Annotated in this window: 19 protein-coding genes; 14 read left to right on the top strand and 5 right to left on the bottom strand. The window is 63.7% G+C overall.

The window, feature by feature from the left end:
- Positions 1-98 precede the first annotated feature (98 nt).
- The 5 genes from AMK00_RS01930 (at position 99) to AMK00_RS01910 (ending at position 6,097) form a co-directional block, all read left to right on the top strand.
- Positions 99-1,478 (top strand): dihydroorotase, encoded by a 1,380-nt coding sequence (locus AMK00_RS01930; RefSeq protein WP_064809371.1) that lies wholly within the window; start codon positions 99-101, stop codon positions 1,476-1,478.
- Positions 1,475-2,755 carry a Zn-dependent hydrolase gene (locus AMK00_RS01925; protein ID WP_064809369.1) on the top strand — a complete coding sequence of 427 codons (1,281 nt, stop codon included), beginning with the start codon at positions 1,475-1,477 and terminating at the stop codon, positions 2,753-2,755. Before AMK00_RS01930 ends, AMK00_RS01925 begins: the two co-directional genes overlap by 4 nt.
- A complete protein-coding gene (locus tag AMK00_RS01920; protein ID WP_064809367.1) occupies positions 2,736-3,833 on the top strand; it encodes a DUF917 domain-containing protein in 1,098 nt (365 codons plus the stop codon). The genes AMK00_RS01925 and AMK00_RS01920 overlap by 20 nt, the downstream gene beginning before the upstream one ends.
- A gap of 3 nt (positions 3,834-3,836) precedes the next feature.
- A complete protein-coding gene (locus AMK00_RS01915; protein ID WP_064809365.1) occupies positions 3,837-4,166 on the top strand; it encodes a TfoX/Sxy family protein in 330 nt (109 codons plus the stop codon).
- A gap of 269 nt (positions 4,167-4,435) precedes the next feature.
- Positions 4,436-6,097: a urocanate hydratase gene (locus AMK00_RS01910; protein WP_064809363.1), complete on the top strand. Its 1,662-nt coding sequence runs from the start codon at positions 4,436-4,438 to the stop codon at positions 6,095-6,097.
- 27 nt (positions 6,098-6,124) lie between these two features.
- Here AMK00_RS01910 and AMK00_RS01905 read toward each other — a convergent pair whose 3' ends face one another.
- From AMK00_RS01905 to AMK00_RS01895, 3 genes are read right to left on the bottom strand one after another with little or no spacing between them, the layout of a single operon-like run.
- Positions 6,125-6,511 carry a VOC family protein gene (locus AMK00_RS01905; RefSeq protein WP_064809362.1) on the bottom strand — a complete coding sequence of 129 codons (387 nt, stop codon included), beginning with the start codon at positions 6,509-6,511 and terminating at the stop codon, positions 6,125-6,127.
- The gene (locus tag AMK00_RS01900; RefSeq protein WP_064809360.1) at positions 6,508-7,746 is read right to left on the bottom strand and encodes an MFS transporter; all 1,239 of its coding nucleotides are present in this window, start codon (positions 7,744-7,746) and stop codon (positions 6,508-6,510) included. Before AMK00_RS01900 ends, AMK00_RS01905 begins: the two co-directional genes overlap by 4 nt.
- 33 nt (positions 7,747-7,779) lie before the next feature.
- Positions 7,780-8,685, bottom strand: coding sequence for a LysR family transcriptional regulator (locus AMK00_RS01895; RefSeq protein ID WP_064809358.1), 906 nt, complete (start codon positions 8,683-8,685; stop codon positions 7,780-7,782).
- Positions 8,686-8,807: 122 nt separating this feature from the next.
- Between AMK00_RS01895 and AMK00_RS01890 the strand changes: the two genes are divergently transcribed.
- A complete protein-coding gene (locus AMK00_RS01890) occupies positions 8,808-9,572 on the top strand; it encodes an SDR family oxidoreductase (RefSeq protein WP_064809356.1) in 765 nt (254 codons plus the stop codon).
- Positions 9,573-9,789: 217 nt separating this feature from the next.
- Positions 9,790-10,998: a bifunctional phosphopantothenoylcysteine decarboxylase/phosphopantothenate--cysteine ligase CoaBC gene (gene coaBC / locus AMK00_RS01885; protein ID WP_064809355.1), complete on the top strand. Its 1,209-nt coding sequence runs from the start codon at positions 9,790-9,792 to the stop codon at positions 10,996-10,998.
- Between the two features lie 35 nt (positions 10,999-11,033).
- Here the strand turns inward: coaBC and AMK00_RS01880 are convergent, their stop codons facing one another.
- Entirely contained in the window at positions 11,034-11,846 is an 813-nt protein-coding gene (locus tag AMK00_RS01880) for a class II glutamine amidotransferase (RefSeq protein ID WP_064809354.1), read from the bottom strand.
- 505 nt (positions 11,847-12,351) lie between these two features.
- On the opposite strand from AMK00_RS01880, the gene AMK00_RS01875 reads away from it, so the two are divergent.
- The 7 genes from AMK00_RS01875 (at position 12,352) to AMK00_RS01845 (ending at position 23,720) form a co-directional block, all read left to right on the top strand.
- The gene (locus AMK00_RS01875; protein WP_064800406.1) at positions 12,352-13,029 is read left to right on the top strand and encodes a FadR/GntR family transcriptional regulator; all 678 of its coding nucleotides are present in this window, start codon (positions 12,352-12,354) and stop codon (positions 13,027-13,029) included.
- Complete coding sequence (locus AMK00_RS01870) at positions 13,026-14,315, top strand: CynX/NimT family MFS transporter (RefSeq protein ID WP_064809353.1); 1,290 nt, start codon at positions 13,026-13,028, stop codon at positions 14,313-14,315. Before AMK00_RS01875 ends, AMK00_RS01870 begins: the two co-directional genes overlap by 4 nt.
- Positions 14,316-14,402: 87 nt before the next feature.
- On the top strand, positions 14,403-15,935 hold the full coding sequence (locus tag AMK00_RS01865; RefSeq protein ID WP_064809352.1) for a S10 family peptidase: 1,533 nt from the start codon (positions 14,403-14,405) through the stop codon (positions 15,933-15,935).
- Between the two features lie 10 nt (positions 15,936-15,945).
- Complete coding sequence (locus AMK00_RS01860) at positions 15,946-16,347, top strand: GFA family protein (protein ID WP_064809351.1); 402 nt, start codon at positions 15,946-15,948, stop codon at positions 16,345-16,347.
- A 631-nt stretch (positions 16,348-16,978) separates the two neighbouring features.
- On the top strand, positions 16,979-20,560 hold the full coding sequence (locus AMK00_RS01855) for a DUF5801 repeats-in-toxin domain-containing protein (protein ID WP_064809350.1): 3,582 nt from the start codon (positions 16,979-16,981) through the stop codon (positions 20,558-20,560).
- 83 nt (positions 20,561-20,643) lie between these two features.
- On the top strand, positions 20,644-22,389 hold the full coding sequence (locus AMK00_RS01850; RefSeq protein WP_064809349.1) for a type I secretion system permease/ATPase: 1,746 nt from the start codon (positions 20,644-20,646) through the stop codon (positions 22,387-22,389).
- A complete protein-coding gene (locus AMK00_RS01845) occupies positions 22,386-23,720 on the top strand; it encodes an HlyD family type I secretion periplasmic adaptor subunit (RefSeq protein ID WP_082240257.1) in 1,335 nt (444 codons plus the stop codon). The genes AMK00_RS01850 and AMK00_RS01845 overlap by 4 nt, the downstream gene beginning before the upstream one ends.
- A gap of 12 nt (positions 23,721-23,732) precedes the next feature.
- On the opposite strand, the gene AMK00_RS01840 is transcribed toward AMK00_RS01845, so the two are convergent.
- Positions 23,733-25,316, bottom strand: a complete 1,584-nt coding sequence (locus tag AMK00_RS01840) for a peptide chain release factor 3 (RefSeq protein ID WP_004673960.1) — start codon at positions 25,314-25,316, stop codon at positions 23,733-23,735.
- Between the last annotated feature and the right edge of the window lie 36 nt (positions 25,317-25,352).

Genomic DNA, 25,352 nt, shown 5'->3' with positions numbered 1-25,352 from the left:
TGTTCTACATTAACCGGTCCGGGCCGTGCGAAAGACGCTCGCGCTTTTGGCGTTCTGCCCCGGCCGGCAACGGTGACTTCAGTCTAGGAGGAAGCGGCATGGACTTCGATCTCGTTCTGCAGGGCACGGTGGTGCTGCCGCATCGCATTCTCGACGAAGGCTATGTCGCCGCCCGCGACGGCAGGATCGCCGAGGTCGGCCTTGGCGTACCACCTTCAGCGCGTGAAAGGCATCTGCTCGGCAAAGCACTGATCCTGCCCGGTGCGATCGACGCCCAGGTGCACTCGCTTTCGCAGAAAGACCAGGAAGACTTCATCTGGTCGACGCGTTCGGCGGCGGCCGGCGGCGTCACGACGATCGTCGACATGCCCTATGACGAGGGTGATCTCGTTTGCTCGGCGGCGGCGGTCAAACGCAAGATCGACCATGCCGGGCAGCAGGCGCGTGTCGACTTCGCGCTTTACGGCACCGTCGATCCGGAAGAAGGCCCGGCGCGGATCGGCGAGATGGTCGAGGCGGGCGTCGCCGCCTTCAAGTTTTCCACTTTCGGCACCGACCCCAAGCGCTTTCCGCGCATTCCGCCGGCCCTGCTCGACGCCTGCTTTGCGGCGATCGCGCCGACAGGACTGACATCAGGCGTGCACAACGAGGACGACGAGGCGGTGCGCAGCTACATGGAGCAGGTAAAGGCGAGTGGCATCGCCGACTGGCGGGCGCACGGCCTGTCGCGGCCACCGATCACCGAACTTCTGGCGATGCACACGATCTTCGAGACGGGTGCGGCCACCGGCTGCCCGGCGCATGTGGTGCATTGCTCGCTCGGGCGCGGCTACGATATCGCCCGCGCCTATCGGCGTGACGGTTTTGCGGCGACCGCCGAATGCTGCATCCATTATCTGACGCTCGACGAAGAGAATGACGTGAAGCGCCTCGGCGGCAAGGCGAAGATCAATCCGCCGCTGCGGCCGCGCGCCGAGGTGGAGAAGCTCTGGCGGAAGGTGGCCGAGGGCGATGTCTGGCTGGTTTCGACCGATCACGTCAGCTGGTCGGAGAACCGCAAGACCAATCCCGACATGCTCGCCAACGCATCCGGCGTGCCGGGTCTCGAGGTCATGGTACCGCTTTTCGTCAAAGGCGCCATCGACCGCGGCATTCCGCTGACTTGGGCGGCCCGGCTGATGGCCGAGAATCCGGCCAAGCATTTCCGGCTCGACCATATCAAGGGGGCGCTGACACCAGGCAAGGACGCCGACATTACCGTGCTGGAGCCGCGCGAAAGCATCTACGATGCGGCTGCGAGCGGCAACAACGTCGTCGGCTGGAGCCCCTATAACGGCATCCGCCTGCCGTGGACGGTTACGGCTACCTATCTGCGCGGCGAAAAGATCGCCGAAGGTGGCAAGGTGCTGGCCAAGCCCGGCACCGGCCGGTTCGTCCGGCCGCCGCCGCGCCACCTCATTGCGGGGGCCAGTGCATGAATCGCAATCTTCCCGTCAATGCCAGCCGGATCGCTGAGGATATCGTGGCGCTGGCCGAAATCACCGAGCCGGGGCACCCCTGGACGCGGCGGGCCTTCTCGCCGCTCTTTCTCGAAGGCCGGGCCTACCTCGAAGCGCGGATGAAGGCGGCCGGACTGGAAACGCGGATCGACGCGGCCGGCAATCTGATCGGCCGGCGCACGGGTCGCAAACCGTGGCTCGGCACGATCATGCTCGGTTCGCATTCCGACACGGTGCCCGACGGCGGCCGCTTCGACGGCGTTGCCGGCGTGATTGCGGCGCTCGAGGTGGCGCGGGCGCTGCATGACCAAGGCCTGGAACTGGACCACGATCTGGAGATCGTCGATTTCCTTGCCGAGGAGGTCAGCATCTTCGGCGTCTCCTGCATCGGCAGCCGCGGCATGACCGGGCAGTTGCCGGAAGCCTGGCTGTCGCGGGCAAGCGGCGGCCTTGATCTTGCCGGCGGCATCGCCCGGGTGGGCGGCGAGCCCGGCGTGCTGGGACAGCAGAAGCGGCCCGATCTGGCAGGCTTCCTGGAGCTCCATATCGAGCAGGGGCCGGTGCTCGAAGCCGAAAGGGAGGATATCGGCATCGTCACGGCAATATCGGGCATCACCCGCATCGAGATCACCGTCGAAGGACGGGCTGACCATGCCGGCACGACGCCGATGGACAGGCGGGCGGATGCGCTGGTCGCGGCCTCGCAGCTGGTGCTCGACATCCGCAATGCCGCCGCCGAGCTTGCCAGGACGCCGGGGCATTTCGCGGCGACGGTCGGTGAGTTCAGGATCGAGCCGAACGCAGCCAATGTCGTCCCCTCGAAGGTCGTGCTGCTGATCGACGGGCGCGCGGAAATCCGCCCCGACGTGGAAGCCTTCTGCCGCTGGCTCGACGGCCATGTCGAAAAGCTGGCGACCGCTTACGGCGTGACGATCGAGGCGCCGAACCGGGTTTCCGACAATCTGCCAACGCCCAGTGATGTCGCGCTCCTTTCGACGCTGGAGACCGCCTGCGAACGCGTCGGCGCAAAATACCGGCGCATGGCCTCCGGCGCCGGGCACGATACGGCCTGGATCGCCAAGGTGGCGCCGGCGGCAATGATCTTCGTGCCCTGCCGGGGAGGTCGCAGCCATTGCTCCGACGAATGGGCCGACAATGAGGATATTGCGCTCGGCGCAGCCGTGCTTTTCGAGGCGGTGCGCGAGATGGACAAGGATTTGAAGCGGGAGAAGGCCGATGGGACGCATACTGGTTGAGAAGGACGTCGAGGCGGCTGTCAAAGGCGGCTCCGTCTATGCCGCCGGCGGCGGCGGCTGGGCCGATCACGGCCGCATGCTCGGGCTTGCGGCCGTCACCATCGGCAAGCCGGAGCTGGTATCGGTCGACGAATTGAAGGATGACGACTGGATTGCCACGGCGGCGGCGATCGGCGCGCCGGCCTCCACCACGCCCTGGGAAATGCAGGGCGTCGATTATGTGAAGGCGGTGCAATTGCTTCAGGAGGCGCTCGGCGAAAGGCTTTCCGGGCTGATCATCGGCCAGAACGGCAAATCGTCGACGCTGAACGGCTGGCTGCCATCGGCGATTCTCGGCACCAAAGTGGTCGATGCCGTCGGCGATATCCGCGCCCACCCGACCGGCGACATGGGCTCGATCGGCATGGCCGCCTCACCCGAGCCGATGATCCAGACCGCCGTCGGCGGCAACAGGGCCGAGAACCGCTACATCGAGCTGGTGGTGAAGGGTGCGACGGCCAAGATCTCGCCGGTGCTGCGCGCCGCGGCCGATCAGTCCGGCGGCTTCATCGCCAGCTGCCGCAATCCGCTCCGGGCTTCTTACGTGCGCAGCCATGCCGCACCTGGCGGCATCTCGATGGCGCTTGCGCTCGGCGAAGCGATCATTGCGGCGGAGAAGCGTGGCGGGCCAGCGGTCATCGATGCGATCTGCAAGACGACGGGCGGGCATATCCTCGCCGAAGGAGTCATCAGCCGGAAGGACGTCGTCTACACCAGGGAGGCCTTCGACATCGGCACCATCACCGTCGGCTCGGGCAATAAATCGGTGACGCTGCATGTGATGAACGAATATATGGCCGTGGACGATGCGGGTGGCGGGCGGCTTGCCACCTTCCCTGCCGTGATCACCACGCTGTCGCCTGAGGGCGAGCCGCTGAGCGTCGGGCAGTTACAGGAAGGCATGCAAATCTTCATCCTGCATGTGCCGATGGATATCATTCCGCTGTCGGCTAGCGTACTCGATCCGACAGTTTATCCCGTCGTCGAAAAGGCGATGGGAATCGAGATCGCGCGTTATGCACTGGCGGCGAAGGCCTGAGCCATGGCACGCGATTCCGGCCTTGAAGAACTGCTGCGTGAGGAACTCGGCGATCGTCCTGGGCTCAGCGAAAAATCCATGTTCGGCGGCCGCGCCTTCCTGCTGAACGGCAATCTTCTCTGCGGCGCCCGCAGTGACGGCATGCTGATCCGTCTCGGCAAGGGCAACGATGATTGGGCGCTGGCGCTGCCGGGCGTAATCCGGATGCTGATGGGCGAGCGTGTCATGCACGGCTGGCTGCGCGCCTCCGCCGAGGCTTACGGCGACGATGCCCTGAGACGGCGTCTGCTCGATGCGGCGCTTGCCTATGTGGAATCGCTGCCGGGCAAGTGACGCCATTTCCCTTCTCCCCAGTGGGGTCCGAAGGACGGGTCGAGACCTGCGGCTAGACCCCGGTCAGATGTCCGAAGGACAGATGAGGAGGTGAGCGACGCCAGGAGCGAATGCGCTGAGCGCAAGCGAAGAGCAATGGAGGGCGTGCCGTGCGGCCCCCTCATCCGACCCTTCGGGCCACCGACCGGGGTCGAGCCACAGGTCTCGACCCGTCCTTCGGACCCCCGCTGGGGAGAAGGGAAAAGCAGAAACCAAGCGAGGAACCCACGATGCCGAAGGCCAATCCACGTCATCCGAAATTTCCGATTCCCGGCGGGCCGGAGTTGCGCGCCAAGGGCTGGCGGCAGGAGGCGCTACTGCGGCTGCTCGAAAACGTGCTCGCCGTCGGCGAGGATCCCGACAATCTGATCGTCTATGCCGCGCTCGGCAAGGCCGCCCGCAACTGGGCGGCGCACAAGGGCATTGTCAAGGCGCTGACGGAGATGGATGAGGACCAGACGCTGCTCATCCAGTCCGGCAAGCCGATCGGGCTGGTGAAGACGCATGCCAAGGCGCCGCTGGTCATCATGGCGAACTGCAATATCGTCGGGCAATGGGCAAAGGCCGAGGTGTTCTATGAGCTGCAGCGCAAGGGACTGATCTGCTGGGGCGGGCTGACGGCAGGGGCCTGGCAATATATCGGCAGCCAGGGCGTTATCCAGGGAACCTACGAGATCTTCATGCGCATTGCCGAACGTCGCTTCGGCGGCGATCTCCAAGGCCGCTTCGTGCTGACGGCCGGCCTCGGCGGCATGGGCGGGGCACAGCCGCTCGCCGGCCGCATGGCGGGCGCGGCGATCCTCTGCGTCGACATCGATCCGGAGCGGGCGCGCAAACGCCAGCAGATCGGCTATCTCCAGGAGATCGCGCCGGATCTCGATACCGCCCTTCAAATGATCGATAGGGCGGTGAAGGACAAGCGGGCGCTCTCCGTCGGGCTCGTCGGCAATGCGGCGGAGGTTTATCCCGAGATTGCCCGGCGCGGCATCGTGCCCGATATCGTCACCGATCAGACCTCGGCGCATGACCTCGTCTATGGCTACGTGCCGAAGGGCATGAGCCTCGATCAGGTCAAAGGCTTGCGCGACGATGGCCAGGGGCAATTGATGGCGGCAAGCCGCGCCTCGATCGTCGAGCATGTGACGGCGATGCTGGAGTTCCAGAAGAAGGGCTCCGAAGTCTTCGACAACGGCAATCTCATCCGCACGCAAGCCCGCGAGGGCGGTGTGACCAACGCCTTCGATATTCCGATCTTCACCGAAGCCTATCTGAGGCCACTCTTTGCCCGGGCGATCGGACCGTTCCGCTGGATGGCTCTGTCAGGCGAGGAAAGCGATATCGCGCGGATTGACGACCTGCTCATCGAGATGTTCTCCGACAACAAGATCATTACCAACTGGATCCGGCTGGCGCGCGAGCACGTCCCCTTCGAAGGGCTGCCGGCGCGCATCGCCTGGCTCGGCCACGGCGAACGCACGATGCTGGCGCGGCGTGTCAATGCCCTGGTTGCGAGTGGCGAACTCAAAGGGCCGGTCGCCTTCTCGCGCGACCATCTCGATGCCGGCGCCATGGCGCATCCGAATATCATGACCGAGCGGATGAAGGATGGCTCCGATGCGATCGCCGACTGGCCGCTGATCGATGCGATGATGCTCTGCTCCTCCATGGCCGATCTCGTCGTCGTCCATTCCGGCGGCGGCGGCTATGCCGGCTACATGACGAGCTGTGGCGTCACCGTGATCGCCGACGGCACCGATGCCGGAGACGAACGCCTCGACCACGCGCTGACCAACGACACGGCGCTCGGCGTCATGCGCTACGCCGATGCGGGTTACGAGGAGGCGCTGGATGAGGTGGCGAAGAAGGACGTGCCCTATATCAGGCTGGATTGAGCCCGGAGGCGGATATCGGCCTAAGCGTCAGTCGATGAGGTTCGAAACTTCGATGAGATTGCCGTCTGGGTCTCGGAAATAAACCGAACGCAACCGTCCGGTCGCGCCGGTGCGTTCGACCGGACCTTCCTCAATCACAATGCCGGACGCCTGCAGATGGGCGATGACCCCGCCAATCGACGTTTCGGCGATGAAACAGAGATCGCCGGAGCCGGGGATAGGATGTTTGGCCTTGGGTTCGAATTCGTGGCCGGCCTGATGCAGGTTGATCTTCTGGCGGCCGAATTTCAGCGCCTTGCGGCCTTCCGCGAAGGTTTCGACCGACATGCCGAGGATGCGGGAGTAGAAATCGCAAGTGGCTGCCATATCGGCGACGGTCAACACCAGATGATCGAGACGGTCGATGCGGATCATGCGTTTTCCCTTGCAAGGCGCTGGGCGACACAGGCCGCGATAAAGGCCAGCGCCAGCATGGCAAGGGTGAAGACGACGACAGCTGCCCAGCCTTCGACCGCGAAGAACCAGCCGCCGGCCGAGCCTATCAGGCTGGAGCCGACGTAATAGGCCAGCATGTAGATCGATGAAGCGTGCCCCTTATTGCCAAAGGCAAGTTTGCCGACAAGGCCGCTGGCGATGGAATGGCTCATGAAGAAGCCGGTCGTCAGCACGATGATACCGAGGATGATCGGCGGCAGCGAGGCGAAGAGCGTCAATGCGCTGCCGGCAGCCGTCAGGGCGAGGCCGAAGAAAAGCACCGGAAAGTGACCGATCCGGTCTCCCAGCAGCCCGCCGGTCGAGGCGGCGCCGATGCCGAAGAGATAGACGGTGAAGATCAGGCCGAGTTCGGTCTGATTGAGGCCGTAGGGCGGCGCTACCAGGCGGAAACCGGCATAATTATAGATCGTCACGAAGGAGCCCATCGCCAGGAAGGCGATGGCGAAGAGGAAGGGCAGCGCCGGATTTCTGAGATGGCCGAGCCAGGCTTTCGCGTGAAAACGCGGATCAAAGCCAGGCCGGCGAACGAAATTCCGTGATGGCGGCAGAAGGGCGATGAAGCCAATCGCCGCGGCAAGTCCGATGGCGCCGACGAGGAAGAGCGCCGGGCGCCAGCCAAAATATTCGGCAAAGATGCCGGTGAGCACGCGACCGGACATGCCACCGAAGGCCGTGCCGCCGACGTAGAGGCCCATGGTGGCGCCAAGGCCGCGCGGATCGATTTCTTCGGCAAGATAGGCCATGGCGACGGCCGGCACGCCGCCGAGAACGAAGCCCTGCAGGGCGCGGATGACGAGCAGCAGGTGCCAGTCCGGCGCAAAGGCGGTAGCGATCGTCAATAGAGCCGCTCCAAGCAGCGATATCGACATCAGGCTGCGGCGGCCGATTCCTTCCGAAACGGCGGCGGCGCAGACGATGGCGACGGCGAGAAAGCCGGTGGAAAGCGACAGCGACAGCGAGCTTTCGGCCGGACTGACGGAAAATTCCTGCGAGAAGACCGGCAATAGCGGCTGCACGCAATAGAGCAGCGAGAAGGTGGAAAAACCGGAGAGAAAAAGCGCCAGGCTGGCGCGGCGGTAAGCGCCTGTACCGCGCGTCAAATAATGCTTTTCTGCTGCGATCGCGGTCTTCGCGGTTTGCGCTGGCGGCGGCATATCTTCATTCCCGTGAGCCTTCGAACTCATGCGTTAACCCGCCGGATCCCAATAGGGCGGGTCCCCGAAGCTCTTCCTCAAGTGATCGGCGATAGCGCGAAGCTTGGTCGAGGGATTTCGGCCCTCGGGATGGGCCATATAGATGAATTCGGCCTCCGGCCTGTGACCGACATCGATTTCGGCAAGCCGGCCCTCGCGGATGGCCGGGCCGGCGATGAAGGCCGGCAGCAGGGCGATGCCGAGGCCGGCAATCGCCGCATCGCGCAGCATGTCGCCATTGTTGATGCCGAGCGCCGGTTTGGCGCGGACGACGACCGCTCCCTCCGGCGTCTGGAAGCGCCAGTCGGCAACGCCGCGGTTGGTGTAGAAGACGCCGCGATGGCGGTTCAGGTCGGCAAGCGACGATGGCGTTCCCTCGCGGGCGAGATAATCCGGCGAAGCGCAGAGAAGACGGCGGCTGCGGGTGAGCTTCCAGGCGACCAGCCGGCTGTCGGCGATCGGGCCGTTGCGGATGATGGCGTCGTAGCCGTCCGAGGCCGCATCGACGCGGCGGTCATCGATGTCGAGCGTCAACTCGATATCGGGATGATCGGCAAGAAAGGGGTAGAGCGCCGGGCCGAGATGCATGCGGCCGAACGTGACCGGGGCGGCGATGCGGATCGGGCCGGACAGCGTGCCGCGCCGCTCGGCCATATCGGCGGCAGCCTCGTCAATCTCACGCACGATGCGCGCGGCGCGCTGCAGAAATGCAGCTCCGTCCTCCGTCAAGGTGAGCTTGCGTGTCGTTCGGTGCAGCAGTACGCCGCCCAAGGACTTCTCCAATTCCGCCAACCTTTCGCTGACGACGGATTTGGAGAGCCGCAGCCGCCTGGCCGCCTCGCTGACCGAGCCTGCCTCCGCCACGGCGACGAAAGCCGCAATGCCTTCTATTCTGATCATCGTTCGGCATTTCCGAATTCGAGTTCCTTAACTTGGAGACTAATCCGAACGAAAAGAAAGTGCCATCTTCTGATCAATGAAAGGGACGGCAGGGGCCGCCCGCTCAAACAGGAGATGGAAGCATGAACCGCTTGAACAACAAGGTCGCAATCGTTACCGGCGCAAGCTCCGGCATTGGCCGCGTCACGGCAAAGCTCTTTGCCGCCGAAGGCGCGAAGGTCGTCGTCGGCGCCCGCCGCGAGCGCGAACTCGACAGCCTTGTTGCGGAGATCAAGGCAGAAGGCGGCGACGCCATCGACGTTGCCGGCGATGTCCGCTCGGAAGATTATCAAAAGGCGCTTGTCGCGGCTGCCATGACCCACTACGGCAAGCTCGATATCGCCTTCAACAATGCCGGCATCATCGGCGAAGCCGGTCCGAGCACCGGTGTCTCCGAAGCGGGATTCAGCGACGCACTGGCCGTCAATCTGACTGCTTCCTTTCTCGCTGCCAAGCACCAGATCGGCGCGATGACCGACAGTGGCGGCGGTTCGGTGATCTTCACCTCGACCTTCGTCGGCTACAGCTTTGCCTTTCCCGGCGTTGCCGCCTATGCCGCCAGCAAATCCGGCCTGATCGGCCTGACGCAGGCGCTGGCCGCCGAATTCGGACCGCAGGGCGTGCGCGTCAACGCCATCCTGCCGGGCGCCGTCGATACCGATATGTACCGCGATGTGAACGATACGGCGGAGAAACAGGCTGCCATCACCAATATGCACGCGCTGAAACGCGTCGCGACACCTGATGAAATCGCCCGCTCGGTTCTCTACCTCGCCTCCGACGATGCAAGCTTCGTCACCGGCACGGCTTCGCTGGTCGACGGCGGCATTTCGATCAGCCGCAGTTGAGACGGCGGGGGCTGCCGCCATCCACGGGGGGTCAGCCAAGGTTGAAAGACTCCTCCCCAACCCCTCCCCCTTGTGGGGACGGTTGGGGAGGGGTCGTTCACCGACGCACCGGTCGCCCGTCTCGAGCAGATCCGATACCTGTCGTCCGCGCGATTGCATGTTCTCCGCCAAAGGCTTAGGGTCGGGGCAGGTCAGAAAAGGCAACGGGTAGAAGGCCATGGCTCTCAGCGGCAAACGCATCCTCCTCATCATCTCGGGCGGCATTGCCGCCTATAAGAGCCTGGATCTGATCCGCCGGCTGCGGGAGCGCGGTGCCAGCGTGCGCCCGGTCATGACCAAGGGGGCGCAGGAATTCGTCACGCCGCTTGCGGTCGGCGCGCTGGCGGCAGACCATGTCTTTGTCGATCTGTTTTCGCGGCAGGACGAACAGGATGTCGGCCATATCAGGCTGGCGCGCGACTGCGATCTTGTGCTGATTGCCCCCGCCAGCGCCGATCTGATGGCGAAGATGGCGAACGGCCTTGCCGATGACCTCGCCTCGACCGTGCTTCTGGCGACGGACAGGCCTGTGCTGGCCGCACCGGCGATGAACCCCAGAATGTGGGCGCATCCGGCAACACGGCGCAATGCGGCGAGGCTCAGGGAAGACGGCGTGCGCTTCGTCGGGCCGATGGCCGGTGAGATGGCCGAAAGCCGGGAGGCGGGGATCGGTCGGATGGCGGAGCCCCTGGATATCGTCGCGGCCGCCGAAACCATGCTCGACGAGGGGGAAAAGCCGCTGAAGGGACGCAAGGCGATCGTCACGTCAGGGCCGACCCATGAGCCGATCGATCCGGTGCGCTACATCGCCAACCGCTCCTCCGGCCGGCAGGGGCACGCGATCGCCGCAGCTCTGGCGAAGCTCGGGGCCGACGTGACGCTCGTCTCCGGGCCGGTGACGATCGCTGATCCGGTTGGCGTCAACGTCATCCACGTCGAGCGGGCCGAGGAAATGCGCGATGCCGTGCTGGCGGCGCTGCCGGCCGATATCGCCGTGATGGTGGCGGCGGTGGCGGACTGGCGCGTCGCCTCGGCCGCCGACCAGAAACTGAAGAAACATCCGGGTGAATCCATTCCGACGCTGGCGCTGACCGAGAACCCCGACATATTGAAGACCCTGGGACATCACACGATGCGGCCGAGGCTGGTGATCGGCTTTGCCGCCGAGACCCAGGACGTGGAAAGCAATGCCAGGGCGAAGCTCGAGCGGAAGGGCGCCGACCTGATCGTCGCCAATGACGTTTCTCCTGCGACCGGCATCATGGGCGGCAGCCGCAACAGCGTCAAACTCATTCGCCACGACGGCGTCGAGCAATGGCCAGACCTGACGAAGGAACAGGTCGCCGAAAGGCTAGCGGCGCTGATCGCCAAACGCTTCCGCGCATAGCCGCCTCGAAAATCGATCCCGTTTTCCGGAAAGGATTATGCCGAGATCGCCAGGCGCTGTGATTTGGCGGCGCTCGGCTTTTCCGGCCGGAATTCCGCGACATCGATACCGTTTTTGCCGACGATGACGGCGCTGCCATCCGGAATCTCCGCCCAGGCGTCGACATCGTCGTTCAAGGGTTCGGAGACGAGGCAGTAGCCGGCACCGACGGGCGAGGCGTAGAGCGTCGGCGCCTTGCGATCCGTGGCATAGCGGATCGCATAGAGCGACTTGCCGTCGGAGAAGGCGGCGGTGAAGCGCAGCAAGATCGAGCCGATGGTGCGTTCGGCGAGATCTTCGACGAAGCCGACCATATCAGCCATCGCAGCGATCGGCGCCTCGCGCAGGCCGAACTGCAGCGCCAGCAGAAACATCAGCTCGGAATCGGTCGTGCCGCTGCGGGCATTGAACAGCTCGTCGTCAAGCATCGCCTCCATCGGCCGGCGCAAGCGCTCGAAGCCCGATATCTGGCCGTTGTGCATGAACGACCAGATATCGTGGGTGAAGGGATGGCAATTGTCCCGGCGCGTGCCGCCACCGGTGGCGGCACGGACATGGGCGAGGAAGAGGGGCGAGCGGATCTGCCGCGCCAAGCTCTTCAGATTGCAATCCGACCAGGCCGGCAGGATGTCGCGGTAGCGGCCGGGCTCGGGCCGGTCGCCATACCAGGCGATGCCGAAGCCGTCGCCATTGGTCGCGGTCTTGGCGCGGGTGGCGCAATGGGACTGCTCGATCAGCGAATGGGCCGGCGAAGATACCAGTTCCTCGAGGTAGAGAGGGTCTCCGCGATAGGCTGCCCAGCGACACATGGCTCTTTGCTCCGGAACCCGCGGCATCGGCGGGCATGCTCTAAATTGTCGAACGTCACGGCTAATAACAGCTTAACGCGCGACCGATTTGTAGACCGATCATGACGGTTTGGTGACAGGGTGGAACTTCAAATTCGGCGAAAGCCTGTGTTCTTTTGTGAACGCGGCTCCGACCCAGAGGGATGCCTCGAGTGCAATTTCTTCTTGCATCCGGCGCGAATCGTCCTACCTTTTCCCTATCGGCAACAGAACGAAAGGAAGGTGATCCAATGTCTAATGAGATTTCGGACCTCGTATCGGGCATGGAAGTGGTGATGAAAGCGAGGCAGCCCTCGCTCTAAGACCCCCCTTCCTGGGGCTGCTTTGACAGTCCAGGCCAGTTCGAGGCCAAACTCATGGAAAGGGTCGCCGAGGCGGCCCTTTTTTATTGCCTGAGTCCCCAAGATTGACAGAAGACGACAATTCTTCTACTCATAAAGTCATCTGATGACTTTATGAGTAGAAGATGCAGGCGCTCAGCAAGACCAATCTCGCCGATGAGGCGATCGAGGCAATTCGCAGCGACATTGTCGGCAAGCGCTGGGCGGTCGGCGACAAGCTGCCGAACGAGGCCTCGCTGTCGGCCATGCTCTCCGTCAGCCGCGGCACGGTGCGCGAGGCGGTGCGGGTGCTTGTCTCCCAGGGTTATCTTGAAACCCGGCAGGGGTCGGGCACCTATGTGCGTTCGACCAGCGACGCCGGCCGGCCGCTGACCATGGCGCGGCGCGCGAGCCTGCGCGATCAGTTCGAAGCGCGCTTAGCACTCGATGTCGAGGCGGCACGACTGACGGCGATGCGCAAGACGGCGGAGACGATTGCCGAGCTGCGCCGGCTGCTGAACGAACGCGGCAGTTACGCCGGCGGCGATGAAGCCGCCTTCATCGAACGGGACCTCGCCTTCCACAAGGCGGTCATCGCTGCTTCCGGCAATCGGGCGATGATCGAAATCTACGCTTTCTTTTCGGCCTCGATCGCCGACACCATTGCGGCGACGCTCGGCAGGGATATTCCCGAGCCCGACATGCAGGCGCATGTCGATATCGTCGATGCGATCGACACCGGCGATCCCGACCAGGCGGATGCCGCGGTGCGCCGCTTCATGGCGCCGGTTCTTGCGGCACTCGACCGGATGATCCTGTCATGAATACACCTTCCAACGCTGCCGCCATCACGCTTGATGTGGCCGACGAATTGCTGATCGATGCCGAGGCCGGCAGCCTTCCCGCCCAGCAGGCAACGCCGGTGCGGAATGGTGCGGCCAGTTTGCTGCTCGGCGCGAGCCTGGTGCTGATCGCTTTCAACCTGCGCCCGGTGTTTTCGAGCGCCTCGGCGCTCCTGCCGGAGATCCGCTCCGAACTCGGGCTGAGCGCGCTCGGCGCCAGCCTGCTGACGACGCTTCCGGTCGTCTGCCTCGGCGTCTTCCCGCCGCTTGCGCCGCGTCTTGCCCAACGCATCGGAACCGAACGCACACTGCTCGGCGTTCTCCTGCTGCTTGCGCTCGGCACAGCCTTGCGCGGGCTTTTCTCCGTGCCGCTGCTCTTTATCGGCACGGCGCTTGCCGGTGCCTGCATCGCCGTCGGCAACGTGCTGCTGCCGGGACTGGTGAAACGGGACTTCCCCACGCGCGCCGCGCTGATGACCGGCTTTTATACGATGGCGCTCTGCGCAGGCGCTGCCGGCGCGGCCGGGCTGACCCTGCCGATCGAACACGCGCTCGGCGGCTCTCTCGGCGGCGCGCTCGCCGTCTGGGCGCTGCCGGCGCTCGCCGTCGGCCTGATCTGGCTGCCGCAGGTCCTTCGCAGCGGCGCCGGAGCAAGGCGAAACGGCTTTCGCGTCGACGGACTCTGGCGGGACCGGCTGGCCTGGCAGGTTACGCTGTTCATGGGGCTGCAATCGGCGCTTGCCTACTGCGTCTTCGGCTGGCTGGTTCCGATCCTGCGCGAACGCGGGCTCGACGGCGTCACGGCCGGGGCGATCGTATCGCTCTCGGTGATGGTGCAGGCGGCCTCCTGCCTCGTCGTGCCGCATATCGCCGTGCGCGGCCGGGATCAGCGATTGATCAATGCCGGCCTCTGCGGCGTCGCCGTCATGGCTCTGCTTGGACTGCTCTTTGCGCCGCTTTCGAGCGTCTGGCTGTGGGCGGTGCTGCAAGGCATCGGCCAGGGCGGACTGATCGCGGCCGCCATGACGACGATCGTGCTGCGCTCGCGCGACCCCGATGTTGCCGCCCATCTCTCCGGCATGGCGCAATGCGTCGGCTATCTGCTCGCCGCAATCGGCCCGCTGATCGTCGGCCTCATCCGCGGCTGGACCGGAAGCTTTTCCTTGTGTGCGGTTCTCTTCATCGCGCTCGGGCTCGGGGCCGCGATCAACGGCTGGAGGGCCGGCCGGGCGCTGGAGGTGAATGTGCATGCGGTCGAGAAAGTCTAGGCTCACCGGCCCATCACCATCTCTTGATGCCGGTCGCCAGGCGCGGATGCTACGCTATCTCAGCCTGCATCCGCCGGAGGACAAGTCGTGCGCATACGAACCCTGTTTCTGCTCACCGCGTTGATGGCATCGCTGGGGCCTGCCTTTTCCCCGGCGCAGGAACGCGGCGGGCGCCAGGCAAATGTCGAGCGCAGTGCGCGCGACGGCGTGCTGAAGCTGCTGCCGGCCGACTCCGCCACGGAGCACGAGCTGACGGTCGACGGCCGGAAGATCGCCTATACCGCGACCGCCGGTACTCTTGATCTCTTCGGCCAGGACGGAGCGCAGACCGGCGCGATCTTCTACACCGCCTATGTCGCCAAGGGTGGCGGGGCGGATCGGCCGCTGACCTTTGTCTTCAATGGCGGGCCGGGCGCCGCTTCCGCCTTTCTGCATCTCGGACTGGTTGGGCCCAAAGTGCTCGATTTCGGGCCGCAGGCACGCGACGGCGCCCATGCGAAACTCGTCGATAACGAGCATAGCTGGCTCGACTTTACCGATCTCGTGCTGATCGATCCGATCGGCACCGGCTGGAGCCGGACGGCGAAGGCCGACGACGCCTCCAACTATTACAATGTCAACTCGGATGCCCAGAGCATCGCCAAGGCGATCGCGCTCTATGTCGCGCATAACAACCGTTCCAACTCGCCGAAATATCTGCTCGGCGAAAGCTACGGCGGTTTCCGCGCCGCCAAAGTCGCTTCCACCCTGCAGGAAAGCCAGGGCATTGTCGTCGCCGGCGCCGTCATGCTCTCGCCGCTGCTCGAAGGGCAGCTGATGTTCGATGCCGACCAGTTCGCGCTCGGCGCGGCGCTCGAGCTGCCGTCGCTGGCTGCGGCCGAGCTCGACCGGCAAAATGGCTTTACCGAGGAGAAGCAGAGGCAAGCGGAGCGTTTCGCGCTCGGCGATTATTTGACGACGCTCGCCGGCCCGCCGCCGACGGGCGCCGATGCTGCAGCCTTCTATGGCAGGATCGCCGGGCTAACCGGCATCCCGCAGGATATCATCGCCCGCAACCGCGGTTTCCCAGGCAATTCCTTCGTCAAGCACTCGAACGGCGGCAGCGGCGAGCTGATGAGCCCCTACGACGCGTCCTTTGCAGCGCCCGACCCCTATCCGGAGTCGGATTACGACCGCGGCGACGACGCCATCCTCGACGGCTTCGCCCGCGCCTATGGCGGCGCCTTTGCCGACTATGCCCGCAACGAGCTCGGCTTCAAAACCGAAATGACCTATTCGCTGCTCGACAGCGATATCAGCCGGCGCTGGGAATGGGGCGGCGGCCGCGGCGGCGGATCACGCTTCCAGGCGAGCGCGACCGACGACATCAGGCAGCTGCTCGCCTCGAACACGGCCTTCCATCTGCTGATCGCGCATGGCTACAGCGATCTGGTGACGCCTTACAGCGTCAGCCGCTATGTCGTCGACCACCTGCCGCCGTCGCTCGCCGATGGCCGCGTTGGGCTGAAGCTCTATCATGGCGGCCATATGTTCTACACGCAAGCCGATCAACGGGCCGCCTTCACGGCGGATGCCAAGGCCTTCTATGCCGCACGCCCGGCCGCACAACCGGCGGATTGAGGAGTTGCCGATGCATATAACGGGAGGATGTCATTGCGGGGCGATCCGCTATCAGGCGGAAATCGATCCGGAGCGGGTCACGATCTGCCACTGCACCGATTGCCAGCGATTGACGGGCTCGGCCTACCGCGTCACCGCGCCGGCGCAACCGCAAAGCTTCACGCTTATTTCGGGCGAACCGCGCAGCTATGCGAAACATGGCGACAGCGGCGCCCTCAGCCGGCAATTCTTCTTTCCGAATTGCGGATCGCCGCTCTATCGTACGGATGGCGAAGGCGGTGCGATCGGCATCCGTCTCGGCGGCATCGACCAGCGGCGAGAGATGACGCCAAAAAAACAGATATGGTGCCGGTCGGCCCTGTCCTGGTCGGAAAATATCGAGCCGCTGCCGCGGTTTGATCGCGAAGACTGAGAGATCTTCCACGCCCATCTGAAAAGACGTGTCGCGCTGCAATCAGGAGTGCCATTTCCGACCCGCTATCCATGACACCGGCGTATAGTCTTGCGGCGCCGCTTAATGTTCTCTTGTCGCATCCAGACGCGGCGTCGGATGTCCGACTGTTCACCGGGCCGCAGGTCTCCAGTTGAACTCGCGCCATATGCAATGCGATGTATTCGTTGACGAATAACAGGATAATTGGGTGATATTGTAATATATATCTGCCTTAGCTCGAATTGGCTAAGTGAAATTTCGCCCAACTTGTAGTATACATCTAAATGGAGGGGAATTCTCGTGCCGCGTTTGATGGAAGCTTTTAGCCATAAATGCTGTATTTGCGAGTTCACAAGCTTTGTCTTGCATTTATGAGAATGTAAACTTATGCGTGTCTTTATGGCGAGCCTCCATGTATAGGCTTTGGTCTTAATCCAACACCGGACTTCAGTCTTAATACCCTCCAACTGGGAAGGACCGGCGCTCTCCATCAGCGAGACAATCGCGATCGATGGGGAGCGGCAAGTCCGATACGCAAGGGGGTAGACCCACCGGGTGCATTCCGCGTCCGGGGCATGGCTCCCTGCGACTTAACGGAGGGAGAATCTCCATGGCACTCGACATCACAACCCAGGACCTCATCATCGATGAAACCCCCGGCTTGCAGGACGATGATATCAATCCGTCCACTTCACCACACGACGTCAACACCACGCTGCAATATATGTTAACCCGCGATGGCGCGGGTGGGCTATCCTCACCTGAAGTCGCCTACCAGTCCAATTTCGTCGTGGCCTCAGCCAGTGCAGGGGAAACCATCACGACGGTGATTCTCACGCAAAGCGCCTCCGGCACCCCGTTTTCCACTACGGTCGGCGTCAACAGCAACATCCGCACCGTCGATGGCAATTATGTCTGGCTGTTCCAGGACCCGACGCATACAAACGTCGTGATCGGCGTCATCGGCACCTCTAACCCGCTCACCGCACCCGCCGCGACCGGGCCTCTTGCCTTTTCACTGGGGCTGGTCGGCACGAGCACCACTAATGCCGACCTCTACACCGTCCAATACGTGCCGTTGTTCCATCCCATTGCGACCGATGCCGACGACCGCATCGATCTGACCAACAAGGTGTTTGCGTCGGTCACTGGGACCAGCGACATCAGCTTTACCGGCGACAATGCCCATTCCGGCAGCAACCAATTCAACCTCCTCAGTTCGCCCGATGACGCTTCCAAACAGTTGCTGGTGACGGGGCTCGTAAGATCGAGCCAAGCCGACCCCAACAGTGCGCTGGTCAACAGCGAGTGCAACGTGAGTGAGCAAGGTTTTGGCGTCGATAACCAGAGCATTAACCCGGATACAGATGGGCAGAATCAACCTAAAGGACATGAAGTGCTGCAAGTCGATTTTGTGACCGGCGGCACGCCTAGCGCCGGTGATGGCGCGGACATCGCATATGGCAGCCACCTCGACAACATCCTGCAGGCCGGCTTCATCATCAACCAGATCACGCCGTCTACTCCGACTGACCGGGTCGACATCAAGATCAGCGCTTTTGATGTTCAGGGAAACGAGCAGGGTTCAAACTTTTTTGATGGCAGTCCGACCAATCCCGTGGACATCACCAGCCTCACATTGACGGGTGCGTCAGCCTTGGCCACCATCACCGCCGATGGCACCTACGCCACAGCAAGTGGCAACGTCACCGTAACCGGGCTCAGCGGGACCGGAAATGTCGTGACCATCACCGGGCTCGACAACATCACCACCGTCGATTTCACCACAAGCAGCCAGATGGATCGGCTGCATGTGGAGGCGATCGATGCGACCGAAGGGCTCGACATCACCGAGATCCATTACGCGCAGCAGACAACCAACGCCTTCAATAAAGAAGTCGGATCCTTCATCAACTTCGATGATGACGGGCCAGCGATCACGGCAGTCGGCACTGCACCGCAGGTGATAGTCGACGAGAGCGACCTGGCGACCAATGCGACCGGTAACTTCGCGACCGCCTTCGCCCCAACCCCCGGCGCTGACGGCGCCACCATCGCCTATGCGCTCGGCATCAACGCGCTCAACAATGTCAGCGGTCTGACCGACACGGCAACCGGCCAATCCGTGCTGCTCTTCAAGGAAGGCACCAGCGTCGTCGGCCGCGCCGGAGCCGGTGGTCCGATTGTCTTCACCGTCAGCGTCGATGCTAACGGCGTCGTCACCCTCGACCAGCAAAGGGCAATCGTCCATGCCAACACCAGCAATCCGGACGACAGCCGAACCTTGGCAGCCGCCGACCTTGTCACCCTGACCGCAACCATCACCGATCGTGACGGCGATCCCGCCTCGGCTATCCGTAATATCGGCCAGAACCTCAACTTCGAAGATGACGGACCGACGATCAACGCAAACGGCACCGCACCGCAAGTGACAGTCGACGAGACCGACCTGGCGACCAATGCGACCGGCAACTTCGTCGCCGCCTTCAACTCGACTCCGGGGGCCGACGGCGCCAATACCACCTATGCGCTCGGCGTCAATCTGAACACCAATGTTAGCGGCCTTACGGATACCGAAACCGGCGCGTCCGTGCTGCTCTTCAAGGAGGGCAGCAATGTGGTCGGGCGCGCCGGAGTCGGCGGGCCTGTTGTCTTCACCGTTAGCGTCAGCGCTCTCGGCGTCGTCACCCTCGACCAAGCACGGGCAGTCGTCCATGCCAATACCAGCAATCCGGACGACAGCCGAACCTTGGCAGCCGCCGACCTTGTCACCCTGACCGCAACCATTACGGACGGTGACGGCGATACCGCCTCGGCTATCCGCAATATCGGCCAGAACCTCAACTTCGAGGATGACGGGCCGACGATCACGGTTCCGTTTGACGGCGACCCCATTGCCGCAAATATCCAGCACGAGATTCTGGCCAACGCGCTCAACGCCTCGGCCAGCGGCGTCTTCGGCTATAATATCGGCGCGGATGTCCACCCAGCCGCATTCTACACTGGTGGCGGATCCGACTTTGTCGACCAGGATGGCGGGACTGCCGGTGTCCAGATCGGACTGACCGGCGCGATTACCGGCGGCGGCGGCGGCAATCTCCTCAGCTCGAGTGTGACGCTGGCGTCGGAGAGCCTCACCTCGGCGACGTTCAACTTCACCTTCACCTACGACAAGGATCCGGCGGCCGGCACCCAGACGGGCACGGCAGGCGGCACCCTCGTCTTCGACAAGGTCGCCGACACCTATGCCATCAACCTGACCGACCCGCTCGAAGGCTTCAGCTTCGACGTGCTCCATACCAGCGAGCTCCTGGCCAAGAACCCGACGAGCAATACCGGCCACCCCCCGATCGTGCTGGAAACGCTGCAGGTCGATGACCCGAAGACAGATCCCAATGAAGGCTTCTATGTGCAGTTCACCGGCAACCTGGTCAACAAGGCCAACCCGTTCGGCCTGACGAGTGATGGCGAGGGCACCACCTCCCCCCTTGACACCACCTTCACTGTCGGCGGTCACGACATGGTGAGCAACAACAATGAAACGTGGGTGTCTGCAACACGGAGCACCAACGGCGTTGCCGGCGACACGATCCAGAAGGACGAACTGCTAACCTTGCGGTTCTTCAACACCAATGTCGGCATCACCACCGAAGCCACCGACCCGACGGCCACCGCCGGCGCGATGGCCATCAAGTTCGACGGCATCGGCAACAGCGAGGATCTGATGCTGATCCTGAACCTCACCGATGGGAACGGCCACGAGATCACGCGGGCCATGTATGTGTCGAACGAGGACATCTACAAGACCGGCCAAGTCCCGGCTCCCTACAGCAGCGAGTTCACGCTCGACAATAATGACGGCCTCGTGATCGTTGAGCAGAACGATTACAACGCGGCTGGCGAGAATTACGTGCTGCAGGGTGTACAGATCATGCAGTCGGCCAACGGGATCACCGGCATCAATGCGGCGATCGACCTCAACAGGTTGACCGGCGCCACCGGCGGCAGCAATGCGACCACCAATCTGGTGAACTTCGACCCCACCGACAATGACGTGCTGAAGATCACCGATATCGGCTTCACCTCGACCGTCACACAGACGCCGGATGCCAACCTCGACTTCGCCTTCCGTGTGGCCGACGCGGACGGGGACCAGACGGAGATACAGCACATCCTCGTCGACGTCACCTGACACTTGACCAGCGGGGGCAGCGAAAGCTGCCCCCGTACTTCCTTCCGCATGACATGTGATCTCGAGTAACAGAGCTAGAAAAGATGAAAACCAAACAGCCGCCCCCGGCGCTTCAGGTGGTGATGAAAGAGGCCAGACGGGCCATTCGGCCGCTTATCTGGTTCAGCGGCGGCATCAACGTCCTGATGCTGACCGGGGCGCTTTACATGCTGCAGGTCTATCACCGCGTGCTGTCCAGCCACAGTCTCGAGACCTTGGCGATGTTATCGCTGATGGCCGCAGGCGCACTTGCGGCAATGGCGGGGCTGGAGGTGGTGCGCGGGCGCCTTCTGGCAACCGTGGGGTCGTGGATGAACGCGCGGCTGGCGCCCGTTCTGCTGACGGCATCGGTGGAATATGCCGCCTCAAAACCCGGCCAGGCCAATGCCCGCCCACTGCGCGACCTCGATCAGGTCCGGAATTTCTTCACCAGTCCGAGCATCTTCCCGATTCTCGATGCGCCTTGGGCGCCGCTGTTTTTCGCCGCCATCTTCTTCATGCATCCCTGGCTGGGCTGGCTGGCGCTGTCGGGCGGCGGGGTGCTGTTTGCACTGGCCTTGCTCAACGAATGGCTGACGCGCAAGCCGTTGACCGAGGCCACCAGCGCACAGTCGCGGGCCTACAACCAGGCCGAGGCGGCAATCCGCAACGCCGAGGTCGTCCAGGCGATGGGCATGCTGAAGCCGCTGCTGGAAGGCTGGAAGGTGCAGCAGGACGAGGCAAACAGGGGCCAGGTTCTCGCCGCCAACCGCGGCGGCATCATCTCGGCCATTGCGCGTTGCCACCGGCTGGCTCTGCAAATGGGAATATTGGGCCTCGGAGCCTATCTCGTCCTGCGCAACGAGGCTTCCCCGGGCATCATGGTCTCCGCCTCCATCCTGATGGGCCGCGCGCTATCGCCGGTCGAGCAGGCGATCGGCACGTGGAAGGCGACGGTCGGCGCGCGCGCCGCCTACCGGCGCCTCACCGCCGTCGCCGGCGAGCACCCAGAGTCCACGCCGGTTCCGGCAATGCCGCGGCCGACAGGCCGGTTCGAGGCAGACAATATCGTGCTTGCCCGACAGGGCGGCGAACATATTCTGAAAGGGATCAACTTCCGTCTCGAGCCGGGTGAATCCATGGCGTTGATCGGCCAGAGCGGGGCCGGCAAGACGAGCCTGGCACGCATCCTGGCCGGGGCCTGGCGCCCTTCCGGCGGGCGGGCTTTGCTCGATGGCATGGATGTCGCCCAATGGGCGGCGGAGGACCGCGGTCATCATGTCGGCTACCTGCCGCAGGACATCGAGCTTTTCGCAGGCAATGTCTGCGAAAATATCTGCCGCTTCGCCACGGTCAGTCCCGTGGTGTTCGACAAGGCGGTCAAGGCAGCGCAGCTCGCCGGCGTCCACGAACTGATCAAAGGGCTGCCGAAGGGTTACTTGACCGAGATCGGTGAATCCGGCGCGGTGCTGTCGGGCGGACAGCGCCAGCGCATCGGCCTGGCGCGGGCGCTCTACGGCGATCCGGCGCTCATCATCCTGGACGAGCCCAATTCGAATCTCGACCGGGAGGGCGAGGAGGCCTTGATCGCGGCGCTCGGCACGGTCAAGGCGGCGGGCACGACCGTTATCCTGATCGCACACCGGCCGAACATCATGGAAACCGTCGACAAGATACTGGTTCTCAACCGAGGCCAGCAGGACCTGTTCGGTCCGCGCGACCATGTCTTCAATGAACTCGCCGCACGTGTCCGCAAGGTCGCCCAGATGCCGACGATCGTGGCAAAGCAGCAAGGACCGAAACAGCCATGACGGATATGAAAGTCGTCCCGTTACCGGTTTCGCCGCCCGCTGCGCCAATCCCCCTGCGTCTTACAGGCGTAACGGTCACGGGCTTCGCGATCATATTCCTGTTCTTCGGCATGGCCGGGGGCTGGGCGACACTTGCGCCGCTGGACAGCGCCGCAGTGGCGCCGGGTGTCATCAAAGTGGTCGGCGACCGCAAGCTTATCCAGCACCTGGAGGGCGGCATCATCGCCGATCTGAACGCCGCCGATGGCGATATCGTCAAGGCGGGCAAGGTGCTCATCCAGCTCGACAGCACGCAGGCGAGGTCGAAGCTCGATCTGGTCCAGAACCGGATCGCAACGCGCGAGGCGCTGGCCGCGCGGCTGCGCGCCGAGCGCGACGACAAGGCCGAGATCGAATTCGATCCGGCCTTGCTGGCAAACCCCACAACGTCGGCTAAGGACGCGGTGGCCGCTCAGCGTGATGTCTTTGCGGCGAAGCACCACAATCTGCAGGACGAGCGGGAAATTCTCAGCCAGCGCCGGCACCAGACCCAGGAAGAGATCACCGGACTGCAGGAGCTGATCGTTACCGAGGACAAGCAGATCGAGGTCTTCGAGGGTGAAACCAAGGATCTTGAAAGCCTGCTCAAGCGTGGCCTGGTCACCCGCGAGCGCGGCCTGCTGCTCACCCGGCAACAGCGGGAGGTCGAGGGCGATCGCGCGACCAATGTCGCGGCCATTGCCCGCGCCAAGAGCGCCATGGCCGAGATCGACATGCAGATCCTCAATCTCAGCACGTTGCGGCTGAACGAGGCGGTCGAAGAGCTGAGCAAGGTCGAGGCGGAACTGGTCGATCTCAGGCAGGAGGAGCGGTCCGCCAAGGACGTGCTTGCCCGCACCGATGTCGTCGCACCGGTTGACGGCATCGTCATGGACCTGAAGGTCCACACAACAGGCGGCGTCGTCAAACCCGGCGAGACGTTGATGACGGTCGTGCCGCTCGGACAGCAGCTCGTGGTCGAGGCCATGGTCCGGCCGGAGGATGTCGAGACGATCGCGCCCGGGCAGCGCGCACGCGTCAGCTTCCCGGCCTTTGCCCGCTACAACCTGCCGCCGCTCGAGGGCGTCGTCGGGATCGTCTCGGCCGACAGGATGTTGGAAGAACGCAGCGGGGCACCCTATTTCGCCGCAACCGTGCTGATCGACAAGAGCGAACTCGCCAAGCTGGAAGGCCGCAAGCTCATGCCCGGCATGTCGAGCGAGGCGATGATCCGGACGGGCGCCCGCACCGTGCTGTCCTATCTGGCCGAGCCGATCACCCAGAACTTCCGCCGCGCAATGCGGGAAAAATAGCCGCGAGCTAGATCACGCCGCCTTGGCGGCGTGATATTCCTTGATGGCGACCATCTTGATTGCCGGGTAACGCTCGGCCTCGTAACGCAGCGAGAATGCGTCCTGGGCGAGGAAGACGGGATCGCCGTCGAGATCGCGGGCGATATCGCCGCGTTTGACGGTGAGGAATTTGTCGAGATCGGCCGGCTGATCGGCCGAAATCCAGCGGCACACGGAGAAACGCGACATTTCGAAGGAGACCGGCAGGCCGTATTCGGCCATCAGCCGTTCCTTCAGGACGTCGAGCTGCAGGGCGCCGACGACGCCGACGATTGCCGGCGAGCCGTCTTCCGGCGAAAACAGCTGGACGACGCCTTCTTCAGCCATCTGCTGCAGGGCTTCCTTGAGCTTCTTCGCCTTCATCGCATCTTCGAGGCGCACGCGGCGCAGGATCTCGGGCGAGAAATTCGGCACGCCCTGGAAGACCAGCGATTCACCTTCGGTCAGCGTATCGCCGATGCGCAGCGTCCCGTGATTGGGAATGCCGACGACATCACCGGCATAGGCGGTGTCGGCCAGCTGGCGCTGCGAGGCGAAGAAGAATTGCGGTGCCGTCAGGCCGAGCTGCTTGCCGGTGCGGGCGAGCCTCGCCTTCATGCCACGTTCGAGCTTGCCGGAGCAGATGCGCGCAAAGGCGATGCGGTCGCGGTGGTTAGGATCCATGTTGGCCTGGATCTTGAAGACGAAGGCCGTCATCTTGTCATCGGTCGCATGAACCGTCCTGGTATCGGCGACCTGGTCACGCGGCGGCGGGGCGAATTCGCCGAGCGCGTTGATCAGATCGCGAACGCCGAAATTGCGCAGCGCCGAGCCGAAGAAGACCGGCGTCATATGGCCTTCGAGGAAGGAGTCGCGATCGAAGGGGCGACAGGCCTCGATGGCGAGCTCGGTCTCGTCGATGAAGGCCTGGCGTTCGTTTTCCGGCAGCCGGCCGGCAACGGCCTGCGGGCCGTTAACCGGCGTCGTCTCGACTTCGGTGTCGGAACCGCGGGCGGTGCTGTTGGCGAGATGGTAGGAGCCGCAGAAGGTCTTCGAGCGGCCGATCGGCCAGGTGATCGGCGCCGTATCCAGCGCCAGCTTCTCTTCGACCTCGTCGAGGATCTCGAAGGGATCGCGGCTTTCGCGGTCCATCTTGTTGATGAAGGTGATGATCGGGATATCGCGCATGCGGCAGACTTCGAAAAGCTTCAGCGTGCGCGGCTCGATGCCCTTGGCGGCGTCGATGACCATGACGGCGGCGTCGACGGCGGTCAGCGTGCGATAGGTGTCGTCGGCAAAGTCCTCGTGACCGGGCGTGTCGAGGATGTTGAAGACATTGTCGTTATATTCGAAGGTCATCACTGAGGTGACGACGGAGATGCCGCGCTCGCGCTCGATCTTCATCCAGTCGGAGCGCGTCTGCATGCGGTCCTTCTTCGCCTTGACTTCGCCGGCCAGCTGAATGGCGCCGCCGAACAGCAGCAGCTTTTCGGTGAGCGTCGTCTTGCCCGCGTCCGGGTGGGCGATAATAGCGAATGTGCGGCGGCGGGAGACCGCCTCGGCGAGACTTTCGGCCATACTATGAATCCTGTGGAATTGCGGCGTATCTAACGA

The organism is Rhizobium sp. N621 (assembly GCF_001664325.1).
GTDB lineage: Bacteria > Pseudomonadota > Alphaproteobacteria > Rhizobiales > Rhizobiaceae > Rhizobium > Rhizobium esperanzae.
The sequence above is the reverse complement of the archived record's forward strand: the minus strand, read 5'-3'. Positions and strand labels throughout refer to the sequence as shown.